This window comes from Solirubrobacter soli DSM 22325 (genome assembly GCF_000423665.1).
GTDB lineage: Bacteria > Actinomycetota > Thermoleophilia > Solirubrobacterales > Solirubrobacteraceae > Solirubrobacter > Solirubrobacter soli.
Genome location: NZ_AUIK01000040.1, coordinates 20723 through 31807, shown reverse-complemented (window position 1 = coordinate 31807; position 11085 = coordinate 20723). Strand labels below are relative to the sequence as shown.

At 69.6% G+C, this 11085-nt stretch carries 13 protein-coding genes and 1 pseudogene; 1 reads left to right on the top strand and 13 read right to left on the bottom strand.

Going from position 1 to position 11085, the window contains the following annotated elements; genetic code table 11:
* Positions 1-226, top strand: a pseudogene (locus G569_RS64090) (DedA family protein); the annotation flags it as partial.
* Here the strand turns inward: G569_RS64090 and G569_RS0128435 are convergent.
* The 13 genes from G569_RS0128435 to G569_RS0128375 form a co-directional block, all read right to left on the bottom strand.
* Positions 223-762: a hypothetical protein gene (locus G569_RS0128435; protein ID WP_028065943.1), complete on the bottom strand. Its 540-nt coding sequence runs from the start codon at positions 760-762 to the stop codon at positions 223-225. The pseudogene G569_RS64090 and the gene G569_RS0128435 sit on opposite strands and share 4 nt — an antisense overlap.
* Before the next feature lie 74 nt (positions 763-836).
* Positions 837-2093, bottom strand: coding sequence for an ATP-binding protein (locus G569_RS59115; RefSeq protein WP_053227100.1), 1257 nt, complete (start codon positions 2091-2093; stop codon positions 837-839).
* The gene (locus G569_RS0128425) at positions 2090-2773 is read right to left on the bottom strand and encodes a response regulator transcription factor (protein WP_028065942.1); all 684 of its coding nucleotides are present in this window, start codon (positions 2771-2773) and stop codon (positions 2090-2092) included. Before G569_RS0128425 ends, G569_RS59115 begins: the two co-directional genes overlap by 4 nt.
* A complete protein-coding gene (locus tag G569_RS0128420; protein WP_028065941.1) occupies positions 2773-3642 on the bottom strand; it encodes an undecaprenyl-diphosphate phosphatase in 870 nt (289 codons plus the stop codon). The genes G569_RS0128425 and G569_RS0128420 overlap by 1 nt, the downstream gene beginning before the upstream one ends.
* Positions 3642-4241, bottom strand: a complete 600-nt coding sequence (locus G569_RS52255) for a DedA family protein (RefSeq protein ID WP_053227099.1) — start codon at positions 4239-4241, stop codon at positions 3642-3644. Before G569_RS52255 ends, G569_RS0128420 begins: the two co-directional genes overlap by 1 nt.
* Before the next feature lie 49 nt (positions 4242-4290).
* Positions 4291-5562 carry a sensor histidine kinase gene (locus tag G569_RS0128410; protein WP_028065940.1) on the bottom strand — a complete coding sequence of 424 codons (1272 nt, stop codon included), beginning with the start codon at positions 5560-5562 and terminating at the stop codon, positions 4291-4293.
* Positions 5559-6227 carry a response regulator transcription factor gene (locus tag G569_RS0128405; RefSeq protein WP_037499860.1) on the bottom strand — a complete coding sequence of 223 codons (669 nt, stop codon included), beginning with the start codon at positions 6225-6227 and terminating at the stop codon, positions 5559-5561. The genes G569_RS0128410 and G569_RS0128405 overlap by 4 nt, the downstream gene beginning before the upstream one ends.
* A gap of 114 nt (positions 6228-6341) precedes the next feature.
* A complete protein-coding gene (locus G569_RS0128400) occupies positions 6342-7226 on the bottom strand; it encodes an HAAS signaling domain-containing protein (RefSeq protein ID WP_157592375.1) in 885 nt (294 codons plus the stop codon).
* On the bottom strand, positions 7226-7519 hold the full coding sequence (locus G569_RS0128395; protein ID WP_211233110.1) for a helix-turn-helix transcriptional regulator: 294 nt from the start codon (positions 7517-7519) through the stop codon (positions 7226-7228). The genes G569_RS0128400 and G569_RS0128395 overlap by 1 nt, the downstream gene beginning before the upstream one ends.
* 58 nt (positions 7520-7577) lie before the next feature.
* Positions 7578-8303, bottom strand: coding sequence for a flagellar M-ring protein FliF C-terminal domain-containing protein (locus G569_RS0128390; protein ID WP_028065936.1), 726 nt, complete (start codon positions 8301-8303; stop codon positions 7578-7580).
* Positions 8304-8496: 193 nt separating this feature from the next.
* Positions 8497-8871: a hypothetical protein gene (locus G569_RS52250; RefSeq protein ID WP_037499856.1), complete on the bottom strand. Its 375-nt coding sequence runs from the start codon at positions 8869-8871 to the stop codon at positions 8497-8499.
* A gap of 27 nt (positions 8872-8898) precedes the next feature.
* Positions 8899-10257 (bottom strand): ATP-binding protein, encoded by a 1359-nt coding sequence (locus tag G569_RS0128380; RefSeq protein ID WP_028065935.1) that lies wholly within the window; start codon positions 10255-10257, stop codon positions 8899-8901.
* Between the two features lie 32 nt (positions 10258-10289).
* A complete protein-coding gene (locus G569_RS0128375) occupies positions 10290-11069 on the bottom strand; it encodes a response regulator transcription factor (protein ID WP_306765237.1) in 780 nt (259 codons plus the stop codon).
* Positions 11070-11085: the final 16 nt, after the last annotated feature.

Below are 11085 nucleotides of genomic sequence, written 5' to 3'. Positions count from 1 at the left end.
GCGCGGCCAGTACGTCGTCCTCACGCTGATCGGCTCGACGGTCTGGAACGCGCTCCTGATCACGGCGGGGTACGTCCTGGGTGCCCAGTGGGAGCACGTGTCCGACGCGATCGGCCCGCTCGCGACGCCCATCCTGATCGTTCTGGCGCTCGCGGTCGTCGTCGTGTGGCTATGGCGCCGTCGCGCCGGGCGCAAGACTGCGCCCGGCGCTGACGTGGATGGCTAGTCCTGGTGACCGTGCTCGGCGTCGGCCTTCTCGGTGCCGAGCACCTTCAAGGCCTTGTCGAGGTGCACGTCGACGACGGTGCCGTCGGTCTTGGCGACCTCGACGTCGTACGCGATCTGGGCCTCGTAGGCGGGGTCGGGCGTGTCGCCCGGCTCCGGCGTGTCGGCCTTGCCCTTGTCGTCGTTGGTCTCGCCGTCCTGCTGCTCGGCGGAGACCTCGTTGACCGTGCCGCCGCCGGTGGCGGCGAGGGCGGCGTCCTTGGCCTTCTGGGCATCGGCGCCGGTGACCTGGTCGGCCTTCTCGTTGCCGTCGGGCTTCTCGCCGCCCTGCTCGTTGCCGTCGTTGGTCTCGCCCTGCTCATTGGCGTCGGGCTTGTCGCCCGGCTCGGGCGTGCCCGCGGTCTGCGACTGCTGGGTCGCGGCGGGCGGCGGGGTGGACGACCCGCCCTGGGCGGCATTGGCGATCGCGGACCCGCCGGCGGCGAGGGCGGCGAGCGCGGCAACGCCCATCAGCAGCTTCTTGAATCGATCCGACATACGTCTCCTCGGGTTTGTTTGGGGAGGACGCGGCTCAACGTAGGGTCGGGCGATTGGGGCTGGCTTAGGTCGGATTAGAGAATTCCAAGGTTCAGGGCGGGGATCATGATCTCGACCGTGGAGTCGCCGCGGATCGTGGCGGTCCAGCCGTGGGCTTGCGCGACGGCATCGACGATCGCGAGGCCGAGTCCGGTGTGTGTGCCGGTGCGGGCGTCGTCGGCGACGGTGAAGCGGTCGAACGCTCGCCGGGCGAACTGCGGTGGAAATCCTGGACCGTCGTCGGAGACGCGGACGGCGATCGCGGCTCCCTGACGTTCCGCCACGAGCATGATGCGCGAAAGTGCGTAGCGCAGAGCGTTGTCGGTGAGGTTGTCCAGCAACTGGTCGAGGCGCAGCTCGTCCGCGATGGCGAAGAGATCGGGCCCGGCGTGGCACTCGACGGTGAGTCCCGCCTCCTCGGCGCGGGCCGCCACGCGGGTGGCGGCGGCTCCGACGAACGCGCCGATGTCGACGGTCTCCGGGCGCATGGGAAGGCGGCCTTGGTCGGCACGGGCGAGGACGAGCAGGTCCTCGGCGAGGGCGACGATCCGCTTGTTCTCGCGTGCGGCGGTCTCCAGCGCTGATCGGAATTCGTCCTCGGTGGAGGCGGTGCGCAGTGCGACGTCGAGCTCGACCCCGATCGTGGTCAGTGGAGTCCGGAGCTCGTGACTGGCATCGGCGACGAAGGCACGTTCGTGCTCGAGCGTCTGTTCGAGCCGTTCGAGCATCGCGTTCAGGGTGGTGCCGAGGTCGGAGATCTCGTCGTGTGTGTCAGGGACGGGGAGGCGGGTTCCCTGTGACCCGGCGGAGATCTCGCGTGCGCGGCGGGTCATCAGTGTCACGGGTCGCAGCGCGCCCGCGGCGGCGAAGTAGCCGGCAACACAGGCGGCGAGCACGGCGAGGGGGAGACCGAGCGCGAGCTGGCCCTTGAGCCCGTTCAGTGCCTCGTCTCGAGCTTCGAGGCTCTGTCCGACCACGATCAGGCGTGGTCCGTCGCGGATTGCGAGCACTCGCATCCGCGTGGGCTCGCCCTCGATCGTGCGGGTGATCGTTCGCGGCCCGTACGGCGTGCCGCCGGGGAGGACCTCGGTGAAACGCGCATCGGAGCCGGGGAAGCGGGCGGCGCCGCCGGCGGCGACGTCGGTCGCCCGAGCGCGCAGCCCGTCGTCGATGGCATCGTCCACTTGCTGGGTCACTCGGGCCTCGAGAACCAGGGCGAGGACGGTGAAGAGGGCGATCATCGCGATCGCGAACGCGAGCGTGACGCGGACGCGGATCGCGAGCCGGTTCATCGTCGCCCGCCGTCGGCGCGGATCCGGTAACCGGCGCCGCGCACCGTCTCGATCGAGCTGACGCCGAACGGCTTGTCGATCTTGTTGCGCAGGTAGTTGACGTAGACCTCGACGATGTTCGACCGGTTCTCGTGCTCCCAGCCCCAGGCGCGTTCGAACAGCTCGTAGCGGTCCAGGACCACGCCTGGGCTGCTCATCAGGGCGTACAGGAGGGCGTACTCGCGTTGAGAGAGGTCGATGTCAATGTCGCCGCGTCGAACGGCATGGGCCGCGGGGTCCCGCCGCAGATCGCCGGCTTCAAGAACCGCGGGTCGCTCGAACCGGCCGCGTCGGGCGAGCGCACGGACGCGGGCGACGAGCTCGTCGAAGGCGAACGGCTTGGTGAGGTAGTCGTCGGCGCCGGCGTTCAGGCCGGCGACGCGGTCCTCGATCGCGTCGCGGGCGGTGAGCAGCAGCAGCGGCGACCAGATCCCGTCATCGCGCAGGCGCCGGCAGGCGGTCAGTCCGTCGGTGCCCGGCATCATCACGTCCATGACGATCACGTCGTAGTGCGCCGCTGTCGCTCGCCAGAGCGCGTCGTCGCCGGTGGCAGAGACGTCGACGGTCATGCCCTCGGCGGTCAGGCCGCGGCGCATGGCCTCGACCATGCGCGCCTCGTCGTCGACGAGCAGGACGCGCATCAGGTCACGGCGATCGCAACGGTGAAGATCGCCCCGGCGGCGAGGCAGTAGTAGGCGAACGGCGTCAGGCGGTTCGTCTCGAAGAATCGCACCAAGAAACGCACGGAGAGATAGGCCGTCGCGGCCGCGCACAAGGCACCGACCAGCGCGGGTCCGCGGACGCCGTCGCCCTGTGAGCCGAGGAGATCGGGGAGCTTGTAGAGCGCTGCCAGGCCAATCAGTGGCGTCGCCAGCAGGAACGAGAAGCGCGCGGCGTCCTCGTTGGAGAGCCCAGCGCGCAGCCCGCCCGCCATCGCGGCCCCCGAGCGGGAGAAACCGGGCAGCAGCGCGATTGCTTGGGCGACGCCGATCCCGACCGCCTTGCCGGTGTTGAGTTCGGTGGCGAGCCGCTCGTCGCTGAAGCGGGCGTCGTGGCGGACGGGTGCGCTGCGCCGCCAGTGCTCGGCCGCGAGCAGCATCAGGCCGTTGCCGAACAGGAAGATCGCCGCCGCGATCGGCGATGCGAACAGGCTTCGCAGCGGATGCTCGAAGGCCAGGCCGAGCACCCCGGCCGGGATTGTGCCGATGACCAGCAGCCAGCCAAGCTTGGCGTCGCGGTCGTCGGGCTCGAGGCCACGGTCGCGCAGCGAGCGTCCGAGGCCGGCGAGGATGCGCATCCAGTCGTGCCAGAAGAATCCGAACAGGACGATCGCGGTGGCGAGGTGGGTCGCCACGAGGAAGGTGAGGAAGAAGTCGTCCTGCTGGTGGATGTCCCAGCCGAGCAGCCGCGGGGCGATCACGCTGTGCCCGAGGCTCGAGACCGGGAAGAGCTCGGTGGCGCCCTGCAGGAGGCCGAGGAATGCGGCCTGTGCGTATGTGATCGGGTGCATCAGAGCGCCTTTCGGACCCGGACGAAGACCAGTGCCGCGCCTGCCAGCACAGCAGCGACGGCCACGTAGTCGAAGTAGCGGAACGCGTGGTGCACCGACTCCCAGTTGCTCCCGAGCGCGTGCCCCGCGGTGGCGAAGGCGACGCACCACAGCAGCGACGCCAGAGCACTCAGGGCGACGTAGCGCCCGAGCGGGTACTCGAGCACGCCGGCCGGGATCGACACGAAGGAACGGATCAGCGGCAACAGCCGGCCGAAGAGGACGAACGAGGCGCCGTAGCGGGAGAACCAGTGCTCTGCGCGCTCGAAGCGTTGCGGACTGAGATGGAACCACTTGCCGTAGCGGTCGACCAGCGGGCGCCCGCCGACGCGGCCGATCGCCCAGCCGACGAGCGAGCCGGTGAGATACCCGAGCGTGCCCGCGAGGATGATCGCGATCAGCGACGGCCCGGTATGGCCGGCGATCGCGCCTGCGGCTAGCGCACCACCGAACAACATGACGAGTTCCCCACCCGCCGGCAGCACGGCGTCGATGGCCATCAATACGAACACGGCGAGGAGGCCGTGATCGGCGATCCAATTCGTCAGTTGCGTTGTCATCCGGCTCCCAGCGTGTCCTCACTCGTCTGACTGCGACCTGAACGGCAGCTCACGCGGCGGGCAGGCGTAGCTCGAACCGGGCCTGGGGAGCGACGGCGGTCAGTTCCCCTCCCGCGGCGCGGGCCAGGCGTCGGGCGAGCGGTAGCCCGAGACCGGCTCCTCCGGTGCCGCTGACGCCAGGCGTGAAGATGCGTTCCGTATCGGCGACGGGGATCTTCGAGCCGTCGTTTGTCACGCTGACGACGACGTCCTGCCCGTCGCGGGCGATCTCGATCACGATCGCACTGCGCGCGTGTCGCACCGCGTTCTCCAGCACCGGATGCAGCGCCGCCGCGACGACCTCGGCGTCCGCACCGACTTTCACCGGCCCGCGTGGAGCGATGACGCGAACATTCGGCTCTATGGCCAAGGTGCGGGCGACCGCGACTGCGTCGGATGAGCCGACTGGCGCGTTGCCTTCCTGGCGTGCCGCCGCGAGCAGGGTGTCGATGACCGCCGCCATCCGGTCGGTGCCGGCGACCATCCGTTCGATCGCGGCGCGGAGGTCGTCCTCGGATCGTCCCGGCAGCAGTGCGAGCTCGCCCTCCGCCCGCACCCCGCTCAGGGGCGTACGCAATTCGTGGGCCATCTCGGCGGAGAAGCGGTGCTCGTGTCGGATCACCGCGGCGATGCGTCCCAGCAACCCATCGAGCGTCGCGGCCAGTGCGGTCAGCTCGTCCCGAGGTGGCCCGAGGCGGAAACGCCGATCGAGGTCGTGCTCGCTCCAATCTTCGGCTTGTGCGGTCATGTCCGCCACCGGTCGAAGCGCGGTGCCGACCGCTCGGCGCGCGAGCAGGGTCCCGGCGCCGACGACGAGCAGCCCGAGCAGGACCGTGCCAAGTGCGGCGAAGTGCTCGGTTCGCTCGTACGGCTCGAGCGACAGCCCAACGACGACGGTTCCAAGCCCTCCCGGGATCGGGGCGGCAAGCAGCCGTACCTCTTCCTCGATCGTTTTCGTGGTCGGCTGCGTTACCCGCGCGAGGCCGCTCGCCGTGGCATTAACCTCATCGTCGACTGGCGGCCTTTCCACGGCCTTTCCGTCGGCGTCGAACACCCAGGCCTGCTCGTCGAGCACGGCATCGCCGCCGTTGTCACGCACGCGCAATGTGGGCGCCCGTGTATCGAGCGTCGCGAGCAGCGCATCGGCACGGTTCTCGAGGATCGTGTCGGCGTCCGCGCTCAGCCGCGTCGCAAGGACCAGGTTGAGGGCGATCCCGGAAATCAGCAGGCCGACGCCGAGCGTGAGTACCGCTGCGAGCGTGACGCGATTGCGCAGGCTCACCGGAGCACGTAGCCGACGCCGCGCGCCGTCTCGATCCGTTCGTCGACCTCCAAGTGCCCGAGTTTGCGCCGCAGGCGGAGCATGTAGGCGTCGAGCGTGTTGGCGTTGACCATGGCGCCATCGGGCCACGCCGCGGCGATCAGTTCCGCGCGTCGCAGCACGATTCCGGGACGCGCGACGAGCGCCGCGAGCAGGCGGAACTCCGTCGGTGTGAGCGACTCGGTCCGCTCGCCCACGCTCACCCCGTGGCGACCCGGGTCCAGCCGCAGGGTACCGAGCGGCGGGGCGCTCTCCGCGCGCCGCTTGAGGAGCGCGCGCACGCGCACGATCAGCTCGGCGAGCGCGAACGGCTTGGTGAGGAAATCGTCGCCGCCCGCGTTGAACGCAGCAATCTTGTCGGTCAGGTTGCTGCGCGCGGTGAGGAACAGCACCGGCGCGTCGACACCGTGCGCGCGGAGTGCTTGGCAGACGTCACGACCATCCGCATCGGGAAGCCCGATGTCGAGCACCAGGAGATCCGGGACGTGCTCGCTGAAGACACGGATCGCCTCCCCACCGGTGGCCGTGACACGCACCGAGAAGTCCTCGGCGGCGAGCGCTCGGGCTAGGACCGACTGTAGTTGTGGGTCGTCCTCGCAGATTCCGATCCGCACATCGGCCAGCATTGCGCGGCCCGCCTGACCGAAACCTGACCGACACACAAGGATCAGATGAGTGTCTCGTAGGCTCGTTCCAGCAATGCGAACGCAGCCGAGCGACGGTGCCGAACCGACCGCCCGCTACTTGGGATCGACCCGAGACGGGACCGGTTTGGCGCCTTGACGGATGCCCGGCCGCGTCCACAATCCGAGAGCCGGACCGAACGCCGCGAAGCAGACGATCACCGCCGCGGCCTCGATCCCGGCGCTGAGCGTCGCCTGACCAACCGTGGCGTGCTCGGCGACGTCGCGTAGATAGGCCGCCGCAGCAGCGAGGCAGGTCACGGGCGCGAGTAGGCCCCAACCCTCGAGTGCGCGAACGTCGACGGCCGCGAGCTGTGCGAGGTCGGCGAGGGGTGAGTGCGCGACGGTATCGCGGGCACCTTCGAGCCGGCGCGTAGCCAGACCGACCCGGATGACGATGATCAGCGCGGCCGCGGCGGCCGTCGAGCCGGCGAGCAGCGCGAACGCGGCGCCTCCGCGGACGGCTGATACCGCTGCGACCATCGTGACTGCGCCGGCGATCAGCGCGGTCATGTTGCGCCGTGCGAGCAGCGCGAGCTCGGCAGGCGACATCGAGGCCCGCCGCAGAACGAGGGCCTGTACGAGCGCCAGAGTCGCGGCGGTGCCGGCGAGTTGCGCCGCGCTGAAGAACACGATCGCCCAGAACACAGGCGCGGCGTCGTCCGCGCCCTGGATCAGCGCCAGCGTCGATACCCCGATTCCCGCCACTCCTGCGACAGCCAGCATGGTCGAGCGAACGCCACGTCGAGCGGCATTCTCGACATCGAACGCTGCCGCGAGCTCGCGCGCGGGCCCGAAAGCGCGCACTGCGTCGGCATCGCCACGATCGGCGGCAGCGTCGAGAAGATGGTCACGACATTCGCTCAGGATTCGTCGGCGCCTGGTGCCGCGGACGCAAAGTTGGTCGGCGACCTCGGCTATGTAGCGGTCGATGTCCGACATCACGCAGTGCCCATGACCTGGGTGACAGCTGTCGAGAACGCCGCCCATTCGCGGCGAGACACCTCGACTGCCTTGCGTCCCGCGTCCGTGATCTCGTACACGCGGCGCCGGCGCCCTTCATCCGCGCTCCACGTGCTGGTGACGAGGCCGCCACGTTCAAGCCGGTGCAATGCCGGATACAACGAGCCTTCGTTTACGGCCAGTTCCCCGCCACTGGTGTGCTTCAACCGCCGGCTGATCTCGTACCCGTGCCCGGGCGCGCCCGCCAGCGCTGCCAGCAGCAGGCTGTCCACGTGTCCGCGCAGAAGGTTCGTTCGCATCTGGCTCGACTATACATCGGTCGCTGATGCATCAACCGTCGAGGTGGACCAGCGAAGCGGACTCGCGCCGCCGAAGATCGAGCATCGCCAGCAGCACGAACGCGCCGAGTCCGAGCCCGAGGAGTGCCCAGCGCGCGAGACCGATCGCTGAGCGCACGGTTGTGCGAGCCAGCGGACCTGCGGTCGACGCCTGGGCAAACGATGCTCGTGTGACGCTGATCGTGTCGCCTCGCGACCGGCGTAGACCGGCCGCAGTCCCGAGTTCGCGTTTGAGTGTGCGGACCGTGGCCGTCGGAACTCTGGCGTTGACGATCACGCCGAGGCTGATCCGCCGCACCGCGCCGGGTGCGTATGCCGTTGTCGTGAGGCGCTCGTTGTGAGCCCAGGTCATTGAGCCGGAGCGTCGCCGCATGCGCGCGGCGCCATTCGCGGCCGAGATCCTGCTGCCCGCTGTGTTCAAGGCGATCCCGCGGTGTCCGTAACGGAGTTGCGTCGCCGAGGTGCGATCGCTGTTCAACGTGACATCGGCGCTCACGACCGCTTGACCCGGACCCAGCACGCTGGTCAGAAGATCGTTCAAGTTGCGCTCGAGGTGGGAGCTGGTCGGGTCGACTGCCCTGGCCGGTGCGGTGAGCGTCGGTGTCGGGCGCGTTGTCCGCAGAGCGAGGACTGCTGACAGCAGCCCGGCGCCGACCACGCCGACGGCGAGGGCCGACCATGCGACCGCGCCGACCGCGCGGATCGCGAGGCCGGCCATCAGGCGTAGTACGGGACGTTCGGCGGCGCAGTCCGGGCGCAGCGGGTGAGCATCGCGAATCCTTTCGGTCGGCTCGTCGACCGGTTACTCGGCGGCGACCGGTGGATCACGCTGCCGGCATTCAGGTCTGCGTCGCTGGGCGGCGACACGGTTGACGGGAGCACGGCCCGCACGGGCCGCGCCCCGGGGGTGCCTAGTGGTGGCCCATCGTGTTCACGGCGGCGACGGAGTAGTCGCTGTTGACCTGGACCTCGACTTCGGTCCCGTCGCTCTTGGTGATGTGCGCCTCGTAGGGGGCGCTGGAGTCGACGTTGGTCTCGACGCGCTCGACGGTGCCCGGGACCTTGGCGAGGGCGGCGGCCTTGACCTTGGCGGCGACATCGCCCGTCAGCGCCGCCTCGGCCTTGCCGTTCACCGTGTGCGGGCCGTGATGGTCATTGTCGGCCGTGGCGGTTGTCGTGCCGGAGGTCGCGTTGCCGGAGGTGGCGGCGGAGGCGACGGTGGCCCCGCCGATGGCGGCGGCAGCGACGGCGGTGGCGGTGACGAGTTTGGTTCGAAGCGATGACATCAGAGGCTCCTTGAGGAGTCGTGGTGGTCAGTTGCCTCGAATATCGGGGCCGTTCGTGTGTGCTGGATTTGAACGCGCGCTCGGCAGTCGCAGCCACGCCCGGGTGCCGCCGGTGGGGCTCAGCTCAAGGCCCACGGCACCGCGGTGGGCGGCTCCGATCGCTGCCACAATCGCCAGGCCGAGGCCGGTTCCGGTGCCCGTGCGCGCTTGATCGCCGCGCGCAAAGCGGTCGAAGGCGCGCGCCGCGAGATCGGGGTCGACCGGCGGGCCGTCGTCGTCGACGGTCAGGGTCACGCTGTGACCGTCGCTCGTCGCGCCGAGGGCGACATGACCGGTGCCGTGTTGAAGGGCGTTCGCGACCAGATTGTCGAGCGCCTGCTCGATCCGAAGCCGATCGGCCATCACGACCATCTCGGACGAACCATGGGTAACGGAGACGTCGGCGCCACGTGGAAGCGTGCGTGCGCGCTCAACGGCACCGCGCAACAAATGGCTGACCTCGAGCGATTCCTGGTTGAGCGTGAGGTCGCCGTGCGCACTCCGGGCGAGGACGAGCAGGTCGTTCGCCAGCGTCACCAACCGCTCGGTCTGCGTGCGCGCCGATTCCACGGTGGCGCCGAGGTCCTCGGCACTGCGAGGCCGGCTCGCTGCCAGTTCGAGCTCGGCGCGGAGGATCGTCAGCGGCGTACGCAGCTCGTGCGCAGCGTCGTCGACAAAGGCACGTTCGCGCGCGTAGCCATCCTGGAGCCGGTCGAGCATCGTGTTCAGCGTGCGCGCGAGCCGCTGGAGCTCGTCACGGGCATCGGGTTCAGGGAGTCGCTGATCGAGACTCGTGACACCGATCGCGTCGGCACGGCGACGCATTCGGTCCACCGGTACGAGCGCGGTGCGGCTCGCCCAGGCGCCGGCCAGCGCAGCGAGCACGAGTGCTGCGGGAAGCCCGATGAGCAGCAGCCCATCGAGCTCGCCAATCGCCTCGTCACGCTGATGCAGGTCGGCGCCGACGACCACGATCCGGTCGCCAACCGTCCCGGACACCAGCGCGAGCCGCTGCCGCTCGCCCGGCGCGCGCCGCTGGACGACGTCATCCGAGTGTTGCGCGACGTCGATCAGCGGCTCGTCCGGCGCGCCCTCCGTGGCGACAACCGTGCCGTCCTTGGTCAGCAGTTGAGTGATATCTGACGGTGGGCGGCGCTCGGTCGGCGTTGTTCCGAGCGTCTCGAGGCTGGCATTCGGGTCCTTCGCGATGAGGGAGGAGACGTCGCGCAGGCGCTGGCGGAGCGCAGTATCGATCGACGCGTCGAGTTGGTGCGCGAGCCGGGCGTGCAGGAAGACCCCGAGGATCGCGAGCACGACCGCGGCGGCGGCCGTGAACGTCGCCGTCACTCGCCAGCGCAGTGGGAAGCGCCGGAGCAGCCTCACCGTCCGCCGTCGCGCCGCAGGCGGTAGCCGGCACCGCGCACGGTCTCGATCGAGCGCAGGCCGTACGGCTCGTCGATCTTCGCTCTCAGGTACCGGATGTACTGATCAACGACGTTCGAGTTGCCCTCGTCGAAAGCGTTCCATGCCAATGCGCGCAACTGCGAGCGGTCGAGGACTTGGCCAGGATGGCGCATCAGCACCTCGAGCAGCGCCAGTTCCAGCGTCGAGAGATCCAGCGCATCGTCGCCACGACTCGCGCCGCGCGTCACCGGGTCGAGCCGCAGGTCCCCCGCTTCCAGCACCGTCGGCCGCTCGATCGACCCGCGACGCCCGAGCGCCCACAGTCGCGCGGTCAGCTCGGCGAACTCGAACGGCTTCGCCATGTAGTCGTCCGCACCACCATTGAGGCCCTGCACCCGGTCCTCGACACGGTCGCGCGCGGTCAGCATCAGCACCGGCGTCCAGACCTTGCGTCGTCGCAGCTCGCTGCACACCTCGAAGCCGTCGGCGCCCGGGATCATCACGTCGAGCACGAGGGCGTCGAAGTTGTGTTCGCTCGCACTTCGGATCGCTTCAGGCCCGTCATACGCGAGCGCGACACGGAAGCCGGCTTCGGTCAGCCCGCGCATGAGCACGCTGGCCAGCGCCGCCTCATCCTCGACCACCAGCACCCTCATCGCGAACCGCCTGTGTGCATCGGAGGTACAAGTGCCACGACAACATGTGCCGAAAATGAGATTGACATCGTCTGTGCGATCGGCGAAGGGTGCGGACATGGCTCATGACGTCCGC